The 20,261-nt window shown below is 70.9% G+C and carries 21 protein-coding genes and 1 tRNA gene; 10 read left to right on the top strand and 12 right to left on the bottom strand.

The features are described 5' to 3' along the window. Positions 1-187 precede the first annotated feature (187 nt). From HNR21_RS01220 to HNR21_RS01175, 10 genes are all read right to left on the bottom strand, one after another. A complete protein-coding gene (locus tag HNR21_RS01220; RefSeq protein ID WP_119728382.1) occupies positions 188-1,579 on the bottom strand; it encodes a tyrosine-type recombinase/integrase in 1,392 nt (463 codons plus the stop codon). Further along, positions 1,576-1,770: a helix-turn-helix transcriptional regulator gene (locus HNR21_RS01215; protein WP_119728383.1), complete on the bottom strand. Its 195-nt coding sequence runs from the start codon at positions 1,768-1,770 to the stop codon at positions 1,576-1,578. The genes HNR21_RS01220 and HNR21_RS01215 overlap by 4 nt, the downstream gene beginning before the upstream one ends. Next, complete coding sequence (locus HNR21_RS01210; RefSeq protein ID WP_119728384.1) at positions 1,767-3,416, bottom strand: replication initiator; 1,650 nt, start codon at positions 3,414-3,416, stop codon at positions 1,767-1,769. Before HNR21_RS01210 ends, HNR21_RS01215 begins: the two co-directional genes overlap by 4 nt. After that, positions 3,413-4,882: an FtsK/SpoIIIE domain-containing protein gene (locus HNR21_RS01205; RefSeq protein ID WP_233359057.1), complete on the bottom strand. Its 1,470-nt coding sequence runs from the start codon at positions 4,880-4,882 to the stop codon at positions 3,413-3,415. Before HNR21_RS01205 ends, HNR21_RS01210 begins: the two co-directional genes overlap by 4 nt. Before the next feature lie 81 nt (positions 4,883-4,963). Next, positions 4,964-5,230 carry a hypothetical protein gene (locus HNR21_RS01200; protein WP_119728385.1) on the bottom strand — a complete coding sequence of 89 codons (267 nt, stop codon included), beginning with the start codon at positions 5,228-5,230 and terminating at the stop codon, positions 4,964-4,966. Then, positions 5,230-5,667, bottom strand: a complete 438-nt coding sequence (locus HNR21_RS01195; protein ID WP_119728386.1) for a plasmid replication, integration and excision activator — start codon at positions 5,665-5,667, stop codon at positions 5,230-5,232. The genes HNR21_RS01200 and HNR21_RS01195 overlap by 1 nt, the downstream gene beginning before the upstream one ends. A gap of 117 nt (positions 5,668-5,784) precedes the next feature. Continuing rightward, on the bottom strand, positions 5,785-6,519 hold the full coding sequence (locus HNR21_RS01190; RefSeq protein ID WP_119731797.1) for a GntR family transcriptional regulator: 735 nt from the start codon (positions 6,517-6,519) through the stop codon (positions 5,785-5,787). Positions 6,520-6,627: 108 nt separating this feature from the next. Next, the gene (locus HNR21_RS01185) at positions 6,628-6,906 is read right to left on the bottom strand and encodes a hypothetical protein (protein WP_157995881.1); all 279 of its coding nucleotides are present in this window, start codon (positions 6,904-6,906) and stop codon (positions 6,628-6,630) included. After that, positions 6,903-7,166, bottom strand: coding sequence for a hypothetical protein (locus tag HNR21_RS01180; RefSeq protein ID WP_157995882.1), 264 nt, complete (start codon positions 7,164-7,166; stop codon positions 6,903-6,905). The genes HNR21_RS01185 and HNR21_RS01180 overlap by 4 nt, the downstream gene beginning before the upstream one ends. Before the next feature lie 85 nt (positions 7,167-7,251). After that, positions 7,252-7,542 carry a hypothetical protein gene (locus HNR21_RS01175; RefSeq protein ID WP_246441908.1) on the bottom strand — a complete coding sequence of 97 codons (291 nt, stop codon included), beginning with the start codon at positions 7,540-7,542 and terminating at the stop codon, positions 7,252-7,254. A 439-nt stretch (positions 7,543-7,981) separates the two neighbouring features. On the opposite strand from HNR21_RS01175, the gene HNR21_RS01170 reads away from it, so the two are divergent. Both HNR21_RS01170 and HNR21_RS01165 read left to right on the top strand, forming a co-directional pair. After that, the gene (locus HNR21_RS01170; RefSeq protein WP_119728390.1) at positions 7,982-8,761 is read left to right on the top strand and encodes an aminotransferase class IV family protein; all 780 of its coding nucleotides are present in this window, start codon (positions 7,982-7,984) and stop codon (positions 8,759-8,761) included. Between the two features lie 36 nt (positions 8,762-8,797). Then, positions 8,798-9,772 carry an SUMF1/EgtB/PvdO family nonheme iron enzyme gene (locus tag HNR21_RS01165; protein ID WP_233359058.1) on the top strand — a complete coding sequence of 325 codons (975 nt, stop codon included), beginning with the start codon at positions 8,798-8,800 and terminating at the stop codon, positions 9,770-9,772. A gap of 1,154 nt (positions 9,773-10,926) precedes the next feature. Here the strand turns inward: HNR21_RS01165 and HNR21_RS01160 are convergent. Next, positions 10,927-12,447 carry an alpha/beta hydrolase gene (locus tag HNR21_RS01160; RefSeq protein ID WP_182703686.1) on the bottom strand — a complete coding sequence of 507 codons (1,521 nt, stop codon included), beginning with the start codon at positions 12,445-12,447 and terminating at the stop codon, positions 10,927-10,929. A 134-nt stretch (positions 12,448-12,581) separates the two neighbouring features. On the opposite strand from HNR21_RS01160, the gene HNR21_RS01155 reads away from it, so the two are divergent. The 4 genes from HNR21_RS01155 (at position 12,582) to HNR21_RS01140 (ending at position 15,720) form a co-directional block, all read left to right on the top strand. Continuing rightward, the gene (locus tag HNR21_RS01155; RefSeq protein WP_182703685.1) at positions 12,582-13,712 is read left to right on the top strand and encodes a sensor histidine kinase; all 1,131 of its coding nucleotides are present in this window, start codon (positions 12,582-12,584) and stop codon (positions 13,710-13,712) included. A gap of 16 nt (positions 13,713-13,728) precedes the next feature. Then, positions 13,729-14,415: a response regulator transcription factor gene (locus tag HNR21_RS01150; RefSeq protein ID WP_182703684.1), complete on the top strand. Its 687-nt coding sequence runs from the start codon at positions 13,729-13,731 to the stop codon at positions 14,413-14,415. A gap of 241 nt (positions 14,416-14,656) precedes the next feature. Then, a complete protein-coding gene (locus HNR21_RS01145; RefSeq protein WP_182703683.1) occupies positions 14,657-15,385 on the top strand; it encodes a hypothetical protein in 729 nt (242 codons plus the stop codon). A gap of 119 nt (positions 15,386-15,504) precedes the next feature. Further along, positions 15,505-15,720, top strand: a complete 216-nt coding sequence (locus HNR21_RS01140) for a hypothetical protein (RefSeq protein ID WP_182703682.1) — start codon at positions 15,505-15,507, stop codon at positions 15,718-15,720. A 111-nt stretch (positions 15,721-15,831) separates the two neighbouring features. Here HNR21_RS01140 and HNR21_RS01135 read toward each other — a convergent pair whose 3' ends face one another. Then, positions 15,832-16,881 carry a hypothetical protein gene (locus tag HNR21_RS01135; protein ID WP_119728396.1) on the bottom strand — a complete coding sequence of 350 codons (1,050 nt, stop codon included), beginning with the start codon at positions 16,879-16,881 and terminating at the stop codon, positions 15,832-15,834. 64 nt (positions 16,882-16,945) lie between these two features. Between HNR21_RS01135 and HNR21_RS01130 the strand changes: the two genes are divergently transcribed. The 4 genes from HNR21_RS01130 to HNR21_RS01115 all read left to right on the top strand — a co-directional run bounded on the left by HNR21_RS01130 (position 16,946) and on the right by HNR21_RS01115 (position 20,251). Beyond that, a complete protein-coding gene (locus tag HNR21_RS01130) occupies positions 16,946-18,076 on the top strand; it encodes an acyl-CoA dehydrogenase family protein (protein ID WP_182703681.1) in 1,131 nt (376 codons plus the stop codon). Positions 18,077-18,298: 222 nt separating this feature from the next. Beyond that, positions 18,299-18,374 (top strand) — tRNA-Thr (locus tag HNR21_RS01125). A gap of 138 nt (positions 18,375-18,512) precedes the next feature. After that, the gene (locus HNR21_RS01120) at positions 18,513-19,889 is read left to right on the top strand and encodes a threonine/serine exporter family protein (RefSeq protein WP_119728398.1); all 1,377 of its coding nucleotides are present in this window, start codon (positions 18,513-18,515) and stop codon (positions 19,887-19,889) included. Between the two features lie 89 nt (positions 19,890-19,978). Continuing rightward, a complete protein-coding gene (locus HNR21_RS01115) occupies positions 19,979-20,251 on the top strand; it encodes a hypothetical protein (protein WP_119728399.1) in 273 nt (90 codons plus the stop codon). Positions 20,252-20,261 lie beyond the last annotated feature (10 nt).

Below are 20,261 nucleotides of genomic sequence, written 5' to 3'. Positions count from 1 at the left end.
GCTGAGATGCGCTCGGGGGCCGTCGTCTTTCAAGATCGTCCGCACGCAGCCGGACGCCGCCGGACGCAGCCCCATGTCACCGGTCCCGGAAAATACGCGGAATCCGTCCGAGCGCATCTGCGCAGGTCGGCCCACGAACGCCGAAGGGGCTCCGGCGCGAACCGGAGCCCCCACAGGGTAGGTCGCATCAGTCGTCGAGCGCATCGTCGATCCGCTTGTTCGCCTGGTGCTGCTGACCCTCGATGCACTTGGCGTAGATCTGGAGCAGCACCTTGACGCTGTGGCCCGCCCGTTCGGCGACCTCGGTTGCCGGAACGCCGGAGTTCAGCCACAGCGAGACGCCCGCATGACGCAGGTCGTACGGCCGCCGGGCCAGGGGAGAGGCGACCTGAGCCGGAGTGAAGGCCAGTTGCCGAGTAGCCGCCCACACGTCCCCGTAGGCCGTCGAGCCGACGATGCCGCCCCGCTCGGTCTGGAAGATCCGCCCGTCCGGTGCCGTCCCGAACTCGGCGATGTGCTCCCGCAGGATCTTCACCAGGACCGGCGGGATCGGGACCGTCCGGATCTCGTTGACCGGCCGAAGCTTGAGCCCGCGCTGTTCGTGGGTCGTCCCGTCGTCCGTCCAGCGCGACCCCGACTCAGGGAGCGAGCGTGAGAGGACGAGCTTGCCCCAGCCGGTTGCCGGAAGCGTGCAGTCATCCTTGTGCAGCGCCACCGCCTCGGCCGGACGCAACGCCGCGTAGTACATGCAGGCGTACAGCGCCCGCAACCGCCGGCCCCTGCCCCGCTTGCCGACGTACGTCACGGCCGTGAGACATTCCCGCATCTGCCGAGGACTGATCACCACCCGCCAGTCCACTTCCTCGGCCAGCTTGGGAGGCGTCCACTTCACACGGTCGATCGGGTTGCGCTCGAACTCCTCCAGCTCGACCGCGTACTCGAACGCGTTGTAGAGCACCGCCCGCTTGCGTGCCACGGTGGAGGCCGCCGCGGGCTTGCCGTCCAGGCGACGTGAGAGCGCAGTGAGAGCCGCGCGGACGTTGACGGGCTTGGCTACCTCGGGCATCTCCAACGAGGCTTTCTCCAGCCACGTGAGCGCGTCCGCGATCTCAGGAGGCTGGGGACGCTCCCGATCCTGGGGAGCCAGGTAGTACGCCCGCAACGCCTTCCGGAGCAGTCCAGCGTCAGGAGCCGGGGGAGCGTCCTCCCGCACGAGAACAGGGCAGACCGTCGCGATCGTCTCGGTAAGGCCGTCACGGCTGTTCGGCGCGGCATCCGGCCACTTCATGTCAACGTACGCAACACTGAACTCCAGCCAGGTCCGAGCAGGCTTCTCCTCCTCCGCCTTGGGCAGCATCGACAGCGGTAGACCCGAGTCGATGTCGAACTCCTCACCGGCCTTGGCGGCCTGCCGCAGGTCAGACAGGAAGTTCTTGGCCTGCGCCGACCGCTGGAAGGTCCGCGACTTCTCCCGACCGGCCACCGTCCAACGCACCGTGTAGGAGACGACCTTGCCCGGCTTGACCTTGGACCTGTTCGGCCGGACTTCCCAGAACGTGACCTTGTAGGAGGTGTTCACGCCGCCTCCCGGAGGGTGCCGAGCCAGCGCATCAGCTCACTACGCCAGATGCGAAGCTCGTTGTTGGGGAGCCGGATCGCTTCGGGAGCCTTGCCCAGCTCCCGCCACCGATAGAACGTGCGCTCTGAAACACCGCCGAGTTCTTCGAGGACCTGGGCGACGGTGAGGAGTTCATCGCGCCTGGTGCTCACGCAGCCTCCCGAGTTGCCGAAAGTTGGACCTGTGTCGCTTGGTCGAGTTGCCGTCGTCGTTGGATGCGTTCGTTGATCAGGTGCAGCAGCCGCTCATCCAACGGCCGCACGTCCGGGTCGCCGGGTCCGGCGCGTTCCCAGGCGTAGACGCCGTCCGGGTCATCGGGCCGGGCCGCCGGGATGCCCGCCTCTGCCAGCCGGGCGAGGACCCAGGCTTTGCGGTCGGCCTTATGGTCGGCGAGGGTTTTGCCGGACCAGCGCCGGGAGACCAGCACCCGCCGGCCGCCGTAGCCCAGGTGTTCGCGGCGGTGTGCCTTGCCCTTGCAGAAGCCGGGCACCAGGCCGGGCCGGGCGTTCTTGGGCTGCACCCCGTACCGCAGCCAGTTCGCGCAGGTGGGCGAGCACGGCTCATAGCGCAGCGCGTCCGCCAGCCGGTCGACGTGCGCCCGCTGGGCTTCGGTCTGCGGTGCGTGGCATTCGGCGACGTTCTTAACGAGGTACTTGGTCAGGTAGCCGATGCACCGCCGCGCGTCCGGAGTGTCGGCCAGAACGCCCTCGGCGTGGATCTGCTCGCCGAAGCGGACCACGTGCAGCGGCTCGGCGTCCGGGTCCTCCCCGATCGCGTCCAGGGCCTCATCCCAGGTGGGCAGCACCTCCCCGGTATCCGGGTCCACGTAGCCGCCCGCGCCGCCGTCACCGGCCACCGCATCCCAGACGGGAAGCCGCCCGTTGGGGTAGACGATCCGATCAGTAGGGGGCCACCACACTTGGTGGTAGGTGGCCGCCGCGACCCGGCGGAGGTCGGCGCGGGAGATGGTGCCGCGGATCGCCATGTGCAGATGCGGAGCCAACCGGCGTTGCGGTTCGACGGTGGCGAAGTACTGCACGTCGTAGCCGACGAAGCGGCGCAGGTTCTGCACGAACCGGTCGATCAGCTTGGAGAAGTGCAGCGCGTCCCTGGCCGCCCGCCGGTAGTCGTAGGTGGCCGGGTCGACGGGTGTGCCGTCCGCCCGCACCTTGCCGTAGGAGTCGAGGGTGAGGGTCAGGAAGATCGACGGCCGGAAGGTCTTGCCGCCCTTGCCGAGGAACGTCCGCCCCACGGTGCGGTTCTCCACTGGCCGGCGGGGCAGGTCGGGCACGTCCTGGCGGCGGCGGGTGGAGCGGGTCCGCCGGGACCGCTGGTCGCCGGTGCGGAGCCTGCCCGCGACGCCCGTGCGTTCGATCTCCCGATCCAGTTCCAGCAATAGCCCGTCCCACCAGGCCAGGTCCCCATGCTCGTCCGGCCCGCCCGCCTCCACCGCATCCCGTCGCGCCTGGGCCTGGGCGCGCAGCTGCATCAGGTGGCGCTGTTCGGCGTTGGGGTCGGCCCGCTCGATCACGGGTTCTTCGGCCAGGTGCCAGCCCTGGGCGCACTGGACGGCGCGGAGTTTGCGCTTGCGTTCGGCGCAGGACGGGCAGACCGACGCGAGCGTGTGCCCGCACGGCACGTCGAACCGCTCACTCTCGCCAGTGGTCAGGTTGACCCGCCGCATCGGGACCGGCCGGATGCACACCCCGTGCTCGACCGCCACCGCCTTGACGACCTCCCGTGCCAGCGGGGCCAGAGTCTTGACCGGCGCTGTCGTCTGTTCGGGACGGCCGGTCATGCGGCCTCCGGCCGGTAGGTGCCACCGGACAGCGCGTAGGCGACCATCTGCCGGATGTCCTCATCCGAGACGTACGCCGCCCGCACCCGCACCGGATCCGGGCAGGTCTCCAGCCGCACGAACCCGACACCGGCCCCGACCTCCGGAACCGTCGAGATCTGATCGGCCAGCGCCCCGCGGTCCCGTGCCCCGTCGCCCAGGACCATGTCCACCTGTTCGTCCTCATCCAGCCGCAGCGCGATCCGGTCCGGGAACAGGTTCCGCAGGTTGTTGACCTCTTTGCGGGCGTCCTGCTGGGCGCCGAGCACGCAGTACCCCACCGACCGGCCCTGACTGGTCAAGATCGCCAACGCCGACTCCGCCCGCTTGCGGAGGTCGCGTTCGGGGCTGTAGGCGGTCAGGAACGCCAGCTCATCCACCACGATCAACCGAAACGGATGCTCCACCGAGGGGACGAACGTGCGGGTGAGTCCGGCGAACTGGTCGGCGCGGGCGTTCATGTCGCCAGCGGCCTCCTCCAGCAGCGCCACCATCCCGCCCGTGGGGTCGGAGGAGTAGCGGCCGAACCGCTCGAACAACGGGCGGCCATACGAGAGTTCCATCCGTTTGGGGTCGATGGCCCACACCTCGACCAGCCCGGCAACCATCAGCGGCAGCACACCCCGGATCACCGACCACAACACCGAACCCTTACCCGACCCCGTCGCCCCGGCGACCAGGACGTGCGTGCCGAGGAGCCGCAGCCGCCACGGCGAACCGTCCTCCTGACGCCCAATCTCCACCGCGCGCAGGTCCACCGCAGATGCGTCCGGGATCGGCAGCGCCGGAATCGGCGCGGCCAAGGCGTCGATGCGGACGAACTCCAGCCAGATCCGGCCGGGCCGGTCCCCGTCGCGGACCCGGACCAGGGTCGCGCCGAAACCATGCGCCAGATTCGCGGCCACCTTCTCCCATGCGTCGGGGGCCTGCCCCTTGAGCATCTGCACCAGCAGCCGATCCGACGCGGCCCCGCACTCGATGCGCCGCAGCGTCGGCAGGTATTCGCGGCCCCGATGGGTCTTGGTGAGCCCGGCGGTGACCAGGATCGGTTGCCAGTGCCGCCGGTACACCCACCAGCCCCGCCACCGCGACCACGCCGGACGGTAGACCCGGCGCACGAACGAGGCCCGATCCACCGCCGCCCACACGCCCAGGCCGACCACGGCCACCAGGCCGACGAGGGCAGGGACGTGCCAGCCGTACCGCCAGGCCAGCCAGCCGGCCCCCACCACGGCACCGGAGACGAGGGGGTGCCGCAGGCAGAACAGCGCCCCGCGCACGAGGATGCGGAGCAGGTTGACGAGCAGGACCAGGCCCTCGGGCATGTGCCAGATCGGCGGAGCCCACTTCGGTGCGGCGAACGGGTCTTTCTGCGCCTCGACGGCGACGTTGTCGCCGGGCTTGACCTTGCGGAACTCCCAGGACATACGCTGATCACCTCTTCACTTGGTTGGGGAGAGAACCGGGGGCGGCTGGAGGGACCAGCTCCAGCCGCCCCGCCTTGCTTGTCAGGCCGCCGCCGACCCACCCGACCGGGCCGAGGAGCGTCCGGAGCGGTAGAGCCGTTCCACCTCGACCGCGTAGGCCGCCGCCTGTTCGGCCAGCCGCCGGGCGAACTCGACCTCACCGGCCCCGAGCCGTTCCGGAAGGGTCAGGGTGACCAGCAGCCGACCGGCCGAGACGGTGAACAGCGGCGTTCGGGACCGGAACGCCTTGAACTCGCTGGAGGCCCCGGACCCGACCGGCAGCGACAGCGCCGACATGCGCCCGGACATCAGGCCGCGTCCTTACCGGCCGCCGGACGAGCACCGCCCCGACCCGCCGCCGGGGTGTTGGGGGCCTGGACGCCGGTCGCCCGGTAGGAGTAGGCGATGCGGGTGATCGGCTCACCCTGCGGGTTCTTGCCGGACACCTCGACGTACGGGGTGACGGTCATTCCGGTGAACTCCACCGGACGGAACGGCCCCATCACCGGCTCCGGCAGCACCGGGCACTCTCGCGCGATGACCCGCACCCGGATCGCCGACGCCTTGTGCTTGGCGGCCGGGTCGGCGTCGTACACGTCCACCACCCACACCGGCAGGCCGGTGTCCTTATCGATCTCCTGCCGCTTGGTCTCGTAGTTCGTCAGCGGCTCCGCCGGCCCGGTCGCGTAGACGCCGTGCGGGAACACCTGGCCGAACTCCACCGGGATCCGCCCCTGGATACCCATCCACATCACTCCTTCTCCGCATGTCCACTCGTCCGATCGAGTGGACTACTGCCAGCATAAGCGACCAACTCATGCGGACAAGTGGCAGAGTGGGTGACCTAGATCACATTGGAATGATCAGTCAGGGACGCTGTAGACGTCTTCCAGCTCATGAAGCGTGCCGGGCATGACGACCTCGACCGCGAACAGCGCCGCATCGGTGGCATCATGCGCGGTCGCCAGGATCGACAGAACCGGATCAGAGGAACCGACCTGGAGCAACGTCGGCTCGTCGGCATCAGGCAGGCGAGCGGTGAGCCGTTCGGCGATGTGGTCGATGCGCACCTGCCTGACAGAGCGCAGGTGCGCGCGGACACCGACCGGCAGCGGCGAGTCCGATCCAAGATCGGTGCCGTAGGCCAGTTCCGGCGGAAACCAACAGGTCACCAACTCGGCGGGCACACCGTCCCGCTTGCTCACCCAACGCCGCATGACCAGCGAGGCACCCTCGCCCAGGCCCAGCACGGCCACCACGGGCGAGGGTGCCGGCACCGTGCCCACCTGGACGAGACTCACGCCGTCGCGGGTTTCTGGTTGGTCGAGCACCGCCAGGCCGGGCCGGGTCACCTCACGTTCGGATGCAGGCCGCCCCTTCACGAACGAGCCCCGCCCGTGCTCACGGACGATCCACCCGTCCTGTTGGAGCATCTGCAACGCCCGGACCACGGTGGTACGGCCGACCGCGAACTCTCGCACGAGCTGCGACTCCGAAGGCAGCATCGAGCCGGGCGGATACTGGCCCTCTTCGATCCGCCGCCGCAACTCCAGCACGACACGCGCGTACTTGGGAGGCTCGAAATCCAGACTCGGCATGGCGACCACCTGACGACTTAGGTACATGAGCGCACAAGCGCCTACGGCACTGTAACGTCAGCTACCCAGGCCCGTCACCCGTACCCACGGGTCAGGGGTGCCACCGCATCACCGGCGGTGCTGGGAGCCGTACACCGGCCAGAACCCCACCGCGCCCCGGATCTGCATCCGCAGGTCGTCCGGTTCGGGTGATTCGAGCATGCGCCAGCCGCCGGGGCCGGGCACCATCGCCCGCCACTTGCCGGAGGTCAGCCCGTACCAGATCGTGGTGTTGGGGAACTCGTCGCCGAACTCCCGTCGTGCCAGCCGCCAGACCGCTTCCAACTGGTCGGCGTGTACGGCAGGCACCCACCGGCCCGCCTCGTCTGTCGCCGCCGTCCCGCTCATGCCTGCCCCCTCCAGGGGTCGCGGACGATCACGCGCGCCACGCCCTCGGGGTCATCGGCCGGGCCGATGGTCCGCCCGTCGCTCCAGGCGAACCACCATTCGCCCTCTTCCAGGACACAGCCGATGTCCTCCGGCGGCCGGGCCGGATACGGGTAGGTGACCCGCAACACCACCGGACCATCCCACGCGCGCACCAGCGAAGCGCCGAACCCTCCGCCGAGCTGTTCCAGGCACCGGCGCAGGTCCTCCAGGTGAACCACACGCGGGTCAACCGCCGACCCCTCAGCGTCCGCCGCCACAGGCAGGTCAACGCCGTGCAGCGCCGCGCGGTGGGCGTGCCTGCCACTACGCCCCGGCATCGGGCACCGCCAGGCCCTTGACCGCCACGACCGCCTCATGCAGGTGCGCGTCATCGGCCGGAGCGATCATCACGCCGTTCGCCGACCGGAACCACAGCTCACCGCCGCAGTCGTCCCGGACCTGGCAACGCACCTGCACCAGCACCCCCGGACCGCCGGCGACCACCAGCAGCGGATCGGACTCCGCCAGTTCCGCCGCGAACCCATGCGCCCGCAGCGCTTGCGCCAACGCCCACAACCGCACCCGCTGCAAGTCCCGCTCCCGAGGGGCATCCATCGCCCGCCCCGCACCACGCATGAACCCATCACCTCCTGGTCGGCCCTGTCAGCACGCCAAGCACGCACCCCGACCACCGATCAGCCATCCGATCCCGGCGACCCAGGCAGCCGGCCGCCCCGCAGACTCGTCACGCCGCCCGCGTCACCCGTGGAGGGCTGCACCGCAGACAGGGCGTCCGCGTCAGCCCAGGCCCCAACGGCTCATCCCGTCGCCCGACCAACACCGCCCGGCGAGGATGGAGCCACTTCCAGCCACGCCCACCGCAGGACGTGCACTCCCTTACGGAACGCTCACCCCTCATACCTCTAGGCTTCCGAGGCACCGAGCGAGTTCCCATGTCTCACCCCCGCCTCAGCGCTGAACTTTGACTGCACTTCGGCTAGATCAGCCGCCCTCCGCGGGCTCACTGATCAGCCGCAATGTCAGACTTGAGTGCATGGCGGAACTCGACGGCGCACCTGTCGCCCCCGAAGCGCTCCAGGCCCTAGGGCTGATCAACTATGGTCACTTCACGTCCATGCGCGTCGATGACCAGCACGTACGCGGACTCTCGCACCACCTTGACCGACTGGTTCGCGATTGCCGAGAAGTGTTCGATGCCGACCTGAACCGTGACAAAGTGCGCGAATACATCCGGCGCGCGATCAGAGACAAGCCCGGATCGTTCGTGGTCCGGGTCACCGTCTTCGACCCGGACCTAGAGTTGGGACGCCCCGGAGCAACGGCCGAACCTCACATCCTGGTCACCACGCGTCCGGCCGGAGCCTGGCCGCCGCCCCCGATGCGCGTCCAGTCAGCCAGCTATCGCCGCGATCTGCCCCACGTTAAACACATCGGTCTCTTCGGCCAATTGTGGTGCCGCCGGAACGCCCAACTCAACGGGTTCGATGACGCCCTGTTCATCGACAGCTCATCCTTTGTCACCGAAGGTGCGACGTGGAACATCGGTTTCTACGACGGTGACCGCGTCATCTGGCCGAGCGCCGATGTCCTGCCAGGCGTGACCATGCGACTGATCACCCAGGTTCACGAGCAGACCATCACGGCTCCGGTCAATCTTCGCGACGTGCCCAGCATGGAAGCCGCGTTCGCCACCAACACCACCGTAGGCGTTCGCCCGATCACCGCAATCGACAACGTGCAACTACCGGCCGAGCATCCCATCTTCGAGACACTCCGCAAGGAATACGAAGAGATCCCGCCAGAGCGCATCTGACGGTCAGCGATCCCCTAAAACCCTCCAGGAGAATTGTTGCCCATCACCATCAAACTCTGGTCAGGCCGTGAAGCGCGAGCCCTCCGCGAGGCAAAGCGGATGAGCATCCGTGATTTCGCTGCACATCTGGGTGTCAGTGAGCGCATGGTGTCCAAGTGGGAGAAAGAAGCGGAGAACATCCATCCTCGGCCGGTGAACCAACAGGCCCTCGACTCATCCCTAGCGGCTTCCACCCCGGAAGAACAAGAGCGGTTCGCCGCATTGGTCGGCGAAACGGTCCAGCACACCCCCGCCGCCGTACCTGACACCCAGGCCAGTGCACCACCAGGCGAACCCCTCCTGCTGAACGAACCACACCAAGTCCGCCACCCCATCGACGGGAAGCTAATGACCCTGGTCGATGCTGGTGTCTTCCTGGCGGGAGAGAAGGACGAGCCCGTTTACCTGCCCGCGTTCTACATTGACGTTTTCCCCACCACGAACGCCGACTACGCCCGTTTCGTCGCAGCAACCGGCCACCCTGCTCCCCAGCACTGGAAAGACAGTAGCCCGCCGGACAACCTGCTGGACCACCCCGTGGTGTTCGTCACCTGGCACGACGCCACCGCATACGCCCAGTGGACCGCCAAGGCTCTACCCACCGGCCAACAATGGGAGAAGGCTGCTCGAGGCACCAGAGGTGACACCTATCCTTGGGGTAGCCAGCTCACCCCCGCGAAATGTAACGTCCGCGAAAGCGGAATCCGTACCACCACCCCCGTCAACCGCTACCACAGCGGCGTAAGCCCCTATGGGGTCTACGACATGTGCGGCAATGTCTGGGAGTGGTGCTCCACCCAGTCCGAGCCGGGCCGCTACGAACTCAAGGGCAGTGCCTTCACCAGCCCGTTCAAACGCTGCACGCCTGCGAACTTCAACGACGCCTCCGCCGACATGCTTGACGATGACACCGGCTTCCGCTGCGTCACCCCCGCCGAGACCATGCGCGCCCTCCTGAAGATGAACAGCTAGCGACCCTCGCACCGTTGCCGAATTCAGCTTTTTGAGATTCAAGGCGGCGGCGCTGCGCGCCGCCGCTGCGGCCCGCCGGCCGCGCCGCCCGGCGCGTGCGGCGTGGGCGCCGGTCACCGGGCGGCGAACCGGCGGGCCGCCACCAACGCCAGCCTGGTCAAGAACGCTCGGCACGGAACAACAGCCTCTGACAGGGCGGATGAGGCCGCCACCCGCCGGGTGGATGGACCGGCGTCGTCCACCAGTTGTGATCCCTCGTAGGGCGGATGAGGACCGCCACCCCCTGACCGAAGAACGCCGCCAGCTCGTGTTGCGATCCCTCGTAGGGCGGATGAGGACGCTGGAACAGGCCCGGCTGGAGACCGAGGAGGAGTGGTTGCGATCCCTCGTAGGGCGGATGAGGACAGCAAGCGGGACGTCATCGCCATGCCGTACCTGCCGTTGCGATCCCTCGTAGGGCGGATGAGGACCCCAGGGTAAAGCCGCAGGCCAGAAAGGCTGAAGCCGATCGGTTGCGGCCCTGGTTTGCAGCGAACCTCCGGTTGTGCGTTCGAGCCGGGGGGTTTGCTGCAATCCCCGACTGGCGGTCGGTCCATCACGGTCACGGTAGCCCGCCGGCGGACGCCTTGTCGCCAGGTTGGGCGAGTGCGTTCCTGGGGGACTCCGCCGTCCCCCAGACCCCCGGCGACCCGGAGTACTCGTCCGCGCGCTTCTGTCTGTCGCACCGTCTCGCCGTTCGCGCGAACGAGCACTCCGGAGCGAGGAGCATCCGTGACGGTTGGCGCCGGGCAGAGGGTGCCGGTCCCATGATCCGGAAAATACGCGGAATGCGTTCGCGGCGACGGGGAGGCCGCTCGGGATTCCGTGCAGGTCGGCGGGGGAGAAACCTCAACATCCATGGCGCACTGTAAATCCGTCGGCTTCGCCTACCCAGGTTCGAATCCTGGACCCGCCACCACCAGCCGAACGGCCCCTGAGCTGCTGAGATGCGCTCAGGGGCCGTTCGCGTGTGGTCCGGCTGTGTCCGGGGCTCACCGGTTCTCTACGGGTGGCCGTGCCGAATGCGTGCCGAAGTCATGACCGGCAAGTGGGTCTGTGCCCTGTTTGATGCGCGAGGCCGCGGTGGGGGCATCGCGGGCCTCGGGGGCGGCGGGTCAGGGATGGCAGATCTGGTCGGCGGCGGGGAGGGTGCCGGTGGCCAGGTAGGCGTTGACCTTGGCGTCCACGCAGGCGTTGCCGTATGTGCCGTAGATGCCGTGGGCGGTGGTGCCGCGCAGGGTGAGCAGGCGGGAGCCGGTCAGCGCCCGGTGCATGGCCTTGCTGCCCTCGTAGGTGGTGGCGGTGTCGCCGGTGGCGGACACGATCAGCGCGGGGGTGGGGTTGCCGATGCGCGTGAGGGGCTCGCGCGGGTGGTCCGGCCAGAAGGCGCAGGGCCAGATGTTGTTCTTGAGGGGGCCGAAGAGGGGGTGGCGCGCCCGGCTGCGCTGGATGTCGTTCCAGTAGGTGTCGGGGTCGCGTGGCGCGGCGCGGTCACCGCAGATGATCGCGGCGGCCGGGCCGGCGAGCGGGGAGCCGGCGCTGGTCAGGACGAACGCGAGGAGTCCGTCGAGTCCGGGGCCGGGGTCGGCCGGGCGGCCGTGCGCGGCCTCGTTCAGGGTCCGGACGGTGGAGGCCAGCTCCGCGCGGGCCGCGGGGCGGTCGTCGCCGGAGCCGACGGAGAGGATGTAGGGGACCACCTGTTCGTCCACCTCGTACGGTCCGACGCGCAGCGGGCGGTCCTCCGCGGCGGCGACGATCGCGTTCACGGTGGCGAGCACGCGGGCGGGGGTGGCGCCGAGGCCGTAGGCGCCGTGACGCTTGGCGGCCCAGGCCACCCAGCCGCGCAGTGCGCGTTCCGCCTCGTCTTCGGTGCCCTGCGTCGCCCTGGGGCCCCACTTGTGCGGGTCGCCCGCGCTGTCCAGGACCACGCGGTCGGTGCGGCCGGGGAACATCTGGGCGTAGACCGCGCCCAGGTAGCTGCCGTAGGAGTAGCCGAGGAAGGAGATCCGGCGTTCCCCGAGGGCGCGGCGCACGAGGTCGATGTCGCGGGCCGTGTCGCGCGTGTTGACGTACGGGAGCACGTCGGCGTGGCGCCGGGCGCAGCGTTCGGCCAGGTCGCGCTGCACCGCCACCTGGTGATCGAACCGGGCGCGGGTGGGCCCGGCCGAGCGGAGCCACAGGCCGATGGGCCAGCCGCAGTCGAGCGGCGTGCTGCGCCCGACGAAGCGCGGGTCCAGGCCGACGATGTCGTAACGGGCGGCGACGTCCTTCATGGCCGCGCGCGTCTGCAGGGGCATGCCCAGCGTGCTCTCGCCGGGGCCGCCGCTGTTGAGGACCATGGTGCCGATGCGATGGGCGCGGTCCGTGGCAGGGAGGAGGGACAGCGCGAGCTTGATGGTGCGGCCGCCGGGCCTGGAGTGGTCGAGCGGCACGGTCAGCTCCGCGCACCGTGCGCCCGCCCGGTCGAGCTCCCTGCCGACGCTGTCTTCGGTGCCCTGGGCGCAGGTCTTCTTCCAAAAGAGCGGTGGGGGCGCGCCGCCGTTGGCTTCGGCCAGGGGTGCGACGGCGGCGGACAGGGCGATCAGGGCGAGGGCCGGGACCAGGCGTCTGCGGATCCGCGCAAATGTCGGTTTCATGGCCGAGGACGCTATTTCGGCCGGACGCCCGGCACGATACAGCCGGCCGCACGCGCGTTGGTACAGCCCGCTGTAGTGCCCGCCGGGGACCGGTGGCGGACAATGATCTCCATACCGGCGTCGCGGGGGTGCGCATGCGTGACCGTGTTTTCTCCGGCTCGGCCTACCTGCTGGGCACGCTGGCCACCGCCGTGGTCACGGTGTTCGCGTTGCCGGTGCTGCTCGCGCCGCCGGCGGCGCGGGGCTGGGCGGACTGGCACCGCCGGCGGGCCGGCAGGCTGCTCGGCGTTCCGGTCGACAGACGGCCGGCCGGGCGGCGGGATCTCGCCTGGGCGCTCGCGCACGTCGCCGTCGGGTTCCCGCTCGGGCTGGCCGCCCTGGTGTGCCTGGGCAACATCCTGGTCGCCGCGGTGGCGTTGCCGTTGTGGTGGGCGTTTCCCGCCGACGCGCGTCCCACCCTGTTCTCCGTTCTCGATGTCCATGTGGGCGACTGGGCGACCGCGCTGGTCGGGGGCTCTGTTCAGATCGCCGTCCTCGGTGCGGCGGCCTGGTGGGCGCTCCCGGCGCTGGCGCGACTCCACGCGCGGCTGTGCCTGGCGGTGCTCGCGCCGTCGGCCCGCGAGCGGCTCACCGAGCGGGTCGACGTGCTGACCAGGAGCCGGGTGGGGGTCGTCGACGCCCATGGCGCTGAGCTCCAGCGGATCGAACGCGATCTGCACGACGGGACGCAGGCGCGCCTGGTGACCATCGCCATGCAGGTGGGCCTCGCCCGGGAGGCGCTCGCCGACGACCCGGACACGGTGGCGACGCTGCTCCGGCAGGCGCACGAGACGGCGGAGGAGGCGATGGTCGAGCTCCGCACGGTGCTCCAGACGATCTACCCGCCGATCCTCGCCGACCGCGGGCTCGACGGGGCGCTGGCGGCGCTGGCCGCCCGGTCGAGCGTGCCGGTCCACGTCGAGCTCGCCGATCTGGGCACGCTCCCGGCGGCCGTGGAGGCGGTGGCGTACTACGTGATCGCCGAGGCGCTGACGAACGTGACCAAGCACGCCGCCGCCACGCGGGCGGCCCTCCGGGTCGAGCGCGCCGGCGACGTGCTGTCCATCGAGGTCACCGACGACGGAAGGGGCGGCGCCGACGAGGCGCGCGGCACCGGGATCACCGGGATGCGCCAGCGGGTCGCCGCCCTGGACGGCGCGGTCCGCCTCGACAGCCCACCGGGCGGCCCCACCACGCTCGCCGTCCGGGTGCCGTGCGCCCAGTGATCGTTCAGGAGGTCCCGTGCGGATCGTGATCGCCGAGGACAACGTCCTGCTGTCCAGCGGCCTGGAGCTGCTGCTGGCGGCGAAGGGCTGCGAGGTCGCGGCGGTCGTCGGCGACGGCGAGGCGTTCCTCGACGCCGTCGCCGAGCACCGCCCCGACATCGCCATCGTCGACGTGCGGCTGCCGCCGTCGTTCCGCGACGAGGGAATCCACGCCGCGCTGCGGGCCCGCCGCGAGCACGGCGCGCTGCCGATCCTGGTGCTGTCGCAGTACGTCGAGCGCGAGTACGCCGGCGAGCTCCTCTCCGACGGCCGCGGCGGCATCGGCTACCTCCTCAAGGACCGCATCGGCCGGGTGGCCGAATTCGTCGACGCCCTGCACCGCGTCGCGGCCGGCGGCACCGCCATGGACCCCGAAGTGGTCGCCCAGCTCCTCGCGCGCCGCGCCGGCGACCCCCTGGACACCCTCACGCCCCGCGAGCGGGAGTCGCTCGCCCTCATGGCGCAGGGCCACGACAACGCCACCATCGCCGAGCGGATGCGCATCTCCGACAACGCCGTCCACAAGCACATCGGCAACATCTTCGCCAAGCTCGGCCTGGCCCCGGACGACTCCGGCCACCGCCGCGTACGGGCGGTGCTCGCCTACCTGGACGGCACGCCCCGGGCGCCCGGACCGGGCCCCAGGCGCGGGGACCCACGCTGATCCGCGTCCAGACCTCTTCCGCGCCCTCCATGACGACATCGAAATCAGCACCCACGCCCGCGAGAACAATGGCGACAGTGGCGTTGGACGGTGGTGATTCGCTCTCGAGCCGACCCTGGAGGTTCCCGTGCGCCTGCGATCTATCGCGCTGACGGCCGTCTGCCTCGTCGTTCTGGTCACGTCCGCCGGCTGTGACATGGGCGATGCGCGGGAGAGCGGAGATCCCTGGAGCCTCGCGGGCATGGACGATCCGAAGATCACCGTACGGACCGAGGGCGGGCGCACCACGGTCGCGATCGACGCCGTGACGTCCCTGCCGCTGCCCGACCGGAGCAACCAGACCGGCTTCGGGGAACGCGCCGCGAAGATCGCCTGGCGTACGCACCAGGGCCGGATCGACGCGCTGGAGGTCTCCGTCCGCGACGAGTCCGGGCACGCCGACGACCGGACCTGGCGGCGCGCCGAGCTGGAGTCGGCGTTCGGCCCGCGGCTCGCCGGGCTGGACGCGGGCCGCGAGCCGCCCCGGGTGCTCGATGCCGGGGACGGGCCGTTCGGCGACAAGGAGGCGGCCGGCCTGGGCGACGGCCGCGCCATCCTGGAGGACCTGCTGCGCAGGACGTCCCGTGAGGTGCTCCGTGCGGACGTGGTCACCCATGACGGCGGCCGCGACGAGTGCACCAAGGGCCTCACCGGGAAGCCGACCGGCGAGTTCCGGCAGTCGCTGACGCTGGAACCGTCCCTCGCGGGGGACACCCACCAGATCGTCGTGCTCCAGCAGATCGCGTCGTACTGGGCCCGGCAGGGCCTCGACGTCGACATCAGCGGCTTCTACTCGGGCAACGAGGACCGGATCAAGGCGACCGTCCACGGTGTGGGCCAGGTCAGCGCAGGTCCTCGGGACCCTTCGGACCGGCGCGGCACCTCCCGGCTCCTCGAACTGTGGGGCATGACCGACTGCCTCGAACCCTGATCAGGCGCAGCCGTCGTACCGACTTCCAGGACACCAGGCCCCAACGGAACGATTGCCGCTTCGGCGCAGGCCCAAGGGGATCGCGCTGGGGCCTGCGCCGTCCTCGTTAGGGTCTCCGCATGGACGACGCCGCCTTCTTGCTCGAGTGGCTGCTGGAGCAGGAGGTCAATGCCCTTCTCAGGGTCGATCCCCCTCGCGGCTCGCGCCCGTGGACATTCCACGCAAGCGGCGGTCCGCTTGCCGGAAGATGGGTACGAGTCGACGCCGACTCGGCGGAGGAGTGCGTACGCCGCGCGTGGAAGGCGCTCAGAAAAGCAGGCGTCGAGGTTCCCTGACGGCCGGGATGCCCGCCCTCCGGCCGAGCGCGTACGAACCGGACTCCACCGCCCCGGGCGCGCGGCCGGTGGCTCGGGGCCGAGCCTTCTGCCGCGAGTGAAGGCCCGCCGCTACATCTGGGAGCGGGGGTCCTGGGGCGGGGCGATGTGGGGCCACCAGGAGGCCAGGTCCTCCGCCGTGTGCTGGCCCTCGACGGTGAGGGTGGCGGTCATCAGGGGGTGGCGGCGGCCGGGGGACCAGGAGCGGCGGTAGGCGGGCGGGTCCAGGACGACGACGCGGGTGCCGTTCAGCGCGGGGATGTCGGCGGGCACGCCCTCGTTCCAGATCCAGGCGCCGTGGGCGTCGACCAGGTTCCACCAGCCGACGACGGGCGGGGTGCCGGGTTCGACGTCGTCGGAGGTGAAGCAGGAGATCCAGCGGGGGTCGGCGGGGTCGCCGGGAAGGCCGCCGGGACGGCCGACCAGGGCGCCGCCGAGGAGGGTGTGGAGCTGGAAGTTGTCGCCGATGCCGCTGATGGTGACGGTCCAGCCGCGGCGGCTGGCGCGGTCGAGGACCAGCAGCCGTTCGCCGTCCAGCACCCGCAGCAGGCCGGCGACCCAGCCCATGGCGGGGCAGTGCTGCTCCAGCAGGGAGAACGCGGACGCGCGGCGCTCGCGGTCGGACACCGCGCCCCGGACCAGCGGGGACGTCGCCAGCATGGTGTGCGCGCTCATCCCGAACTGCGGCGTCGCGAACCACGCCATCATCGCGGCGACCGGGTCGCCGTCGATGCGGGGGCCGACGGTGTCGACGATCTCCTGGGAGGGCCCGGACTCCTCGGGGTCGGGCGGATCCCCGCCGGTGGCCTCCTTCCAGGCGGTCGCGAACGCGTGCGCGGCGGCGGCCACGCGGGTGGCGGCCTCCACGACGGCCAGGCCGGCCGGTTCGGGGGAGGCGCCGCGTTCGACCCAGGCGCCGGCCATGATCGCCAGCCAGCAGCCGAGGTTGGGCGGCGCCTGGGCGACGCCCTCGGCCATCCGGGGCAGGACGGCGGTGAGCTCGGCGGGGGACAGCCCCTGCGACTCGTGCATCGCGCGCGGGAGCAGGTCGCTGAACGCCCGGTCCTCCACCGCGGCGGCGCGGACCAGCTCGTCGATCAGGTGCGGGAAGCCTTCAGACATGATCGTCAGCCTTGCACACCCCGCGCGTGAAGGAATCTTGGAACGAAGTTCTAGAATGCTTCTCATGGATGCTCAGGACTTCGCCGACGTGCTCGACGCGGTGCGCAGCTTCGTGCGCGAGCAGGTGATCCCCCGCGAAGAGGAGATCGAGGAGACCGACGCGATCCCCGAGTCGCTGCGGCAGACCGCGCGGGAGATGGGATTGTTCGGCTACGCGCTGCCCGAGGAGTACGGCGGGCTCGGCCTGTCGCTCAGCGAGGAGGTGCGGCTGGCCTTCGAGCTGGGGTACGCCAGCCCCGCGTTCCGCTCGATGTTCGGCACCAGCAACGGCATCGCCGGGCAGGTGATCGTGAACGCCGGCACCGAGGAGCAGAAGGCCCGCTGGCTGCCCAAGCTGGCGGCCGGCGAGGTGGTCGGCGCGTTCGCGCTCACCGAGGCGGAGGCCGGCTCCGACCCCAGCACGCTGTCCACCACCGCGGTCAAGGACGGCGACGAGTACGTGCTGAACGGCGCCAAGCGGTTCATCACCAACGCGCCCGAGGCCGACGTGTTCATGGTGTTCGCCCGCACCGGCGGCCCCGGCTCGCGCGGCATCTCCACGTTCCTGGTGGAGAAGGACGCCCCCGGCCTCAAGGTCGGCCCCCCGGACCAGAAGATGGGCCAGCGCGGCGCGCACACCGCCGAGGTCTTCTTCGACGACGTCCGCGTCCCCGCCGACGCCATGGTCGGCCCCGAGGGCACCGGGTTCCGCACCGCCATGGCGTCGCTGGCGCACGGCCGGCTGAGCATCGCGGCCGTCTGCGTCGGCCTGGCCCAGCGCATCCTCGACGAGACCGTGGCGTACGCCAGGGAGCGCGCCCAGGGCGGCCACAAGATCGGCGAGTACCAGCTCGTCCAGGGCCTCATCGCCGACTCCCAGACCGAGCTGTACGCGGGCCGCGCCATGGTGCTGGAGGCCGCCCGCGCCTACGACGCCGGGGAGGACCGCAAGCTCGGCCCGTCCTGCGCCAAGTACTTCTGCTCGGAGATGCTCGGCCGCGTCGCCGACCGTGCGGTCCAGGTCTTCGGCGGCATGGGCTACATGCGCGGCGTGGCCGTCGAGCGCTTCTACCGCGACGCCCGGCTGTTCCGCATCTACGAGGGCACCAGCCAGATCCAGCAGCTCGTCATCGCCCGCCGCCTGCTCAACGGCTGACCCGCTCCATGGGACGCCCCCCGAGAGGGCAGGTCACCCGACCTGCCTCGCCCGGGGGCGATCCCAGACCCGCGAGCCCGTGAACGGTCCGCGCCCCAGGGTGCGGACCGTTCGTCATATACGCGCCGACCTGCGGAGACATCGCTTCGGGGAGGGTCCGGACGAATCGATTTCTCATCCGGTGCGCAGTCCGTGTATGGTTTCAGTGCGCAAGCGACGCAGGCCCCTTTAGCTCAGTCGGCAGAGCGTCTCCATGGTAAGGAGAAGGTCTACGGTTCGATTCCGTAAAGGGGCTCCACCACCGCGAGCCGCCGCCCGGTCATCCGGACGGCGGCTTCGTCGTTCCGGGGACACCCCGCCGGGAGGACCCGGCCGACACACCCCCTACGCTGCATGAACGGGCACCACAGCGAGTCAGGGGAGGTCACCGCAAGGCGTGGGCGCGCTCACACGGCGGCTGCGACGGACATGGCGGGCCTGGACCACGCCGGAACCGCCCGCCCCGCCGCCGCGGGACGAACCCGGGGAGGCCGTCTCCGCCGAGGCGCTCGACCTGGTGCTGCGGGTCGGTGAACTGCTGCTGACCAGCGGGGAGTCCACCGAACGGGTCACCGAGTCCATGTTCGGGCTGGCCGTCGCCTACGAGCTGCCGCGCTGCGAGGTCCAGGTCACCCTGACCAGCCTGGTCGTGTCGGCGCACCCCGGCAACGGCCGCCCGCCGGTCACCGGCTCCCGCGCCATCCGCCGCCGCACCCCCGCGTACTGGCGGCTCACCGCGCTCCACCAGCTCGTCCAGGAGGCGTCGCTGGGCCTGCTCGAGCCCGCCGCCGCCCACCGCCGGCTGGCGGAGATCGAACGGGCCCCGGCGCCGTACCCGCGCTGGCTGCTGGTGGCCGCGTTCGGCCTGATCGCGGCCTCGGCCAGCGTGCTCAGCGGCGGCGGGGCGCTGGCGGCGTCCACCGCGTTCGGGGCCACCGTGCTCGGCGACCGGGCCGCCGCCGTGCTGGCCCGCCGCGGGGTCGCCGAGTTCTACCAGCTCGCGCTGGCGGCGGCGATCGCCACCGCGGCGGCGGCGCTGGTGGTGGCGGTGGGCACCCCGGCCCGCGCGTCCACCGTGGTGACCGGGGCGATCCTGGCGCTGCTGCCGGGCCGGCCGCTGGTGGCCAGCATCCAGGACGGCATCACCGGCGACCTGATCAGCGCGACCGCCCGGCTGATGGAGGTGTTCTTCATCATCGCCGGGATCGTCGCCGGGGTCGGCCTGGTGGTCTACACGGCGGTGCGGCTGGACTTCCCGATCGACATGACCCAGTTGCCCAGCAGCCCGCCGGCGCTGGACCCGGTGCAGGTGCTGGCGGCGGCCGGGGTCTCGGTGGCGTTCGCGGTCTCGCTGGCCGCGCCGCGCGGCACGGTCCTGCCGGCGCTGCTCGGCGGGGCGCTGATCTGGGTGCTGTTCGTGCTGCTGCGCGCCCAGGACGTGCCGCCGGTGCTCGCCTCGGCGGTCGCCGCCACGGCGCTGAGCGTGCCGGCCAACCTGTACGCCGACCGCCGCCGCGCGCCCGTGCAGCCGTACATGGTGCCGATCATCGGCCCGCTGCTGCCCGGCGGGATGCTCTACCAGGGGATGGTCGAGCTCAACAGCGGATCGCCGCAGAGCGGCCTGCTCAGCCTGATCGGGGCGCTGTCGGTGGCGCTGGCCCTGGCCGCGGGCGTCAACCTCGGCGGCGAGCTGGTGCGCGCGTTCCGGCGCTTCGGGCTCAGCGCGTCCGGCCGCTGGGCCCGGCCCGCCGCCCGCCGCACCCGCGGCTTCTGACCCCGGGACATGCGGAACGAGCCGGGCGGATACATTCGCCGCGCGCGGCCGCGGGCATCACTGACAGTGATGTCGAAGGAGCGTGACCCGTGAGCACCCCCGCCCACCCCGGCCGGGCCCCGGTCCGGCGCGCCACCGCCTGGACCCTCGCCTGGACGGCCTGGATCGTGTTCTTCCTCGTCGTGGAGGCCGCGGCGCTGTTCCGCAAGGCCCCCGGCGACACCTTCTCCGAGCACTGGTGGTCGCTGTTCCGGCTGCGCGAACGGGTGCCGGTGCCGGTCCGGATCGCGCTGCTGGCCGTCCAGGTCGGGTTCGGGATCTGGCTGATCGGGCATCTGGCGTTCGGCTGGTGGTCGTTCTGAACGGTTCCCG

The sequence above is a fragment of the Thermomonospora cellulosilytica genome, assembly GCF_014138835.1.
Classification (GTDB): domain Bacteria; phylum Actinomycetota; class Actinomycetes; order Streptosporangiales; family Streptosporangiaceae; genus Thermomonospora; species Thermomonospora amylolytica.
The sequence above is the reverse complement of the archived record's forward strand: the minus strand, read 5'-3'. Positions and strand labels throughout refer to the sequence as shown.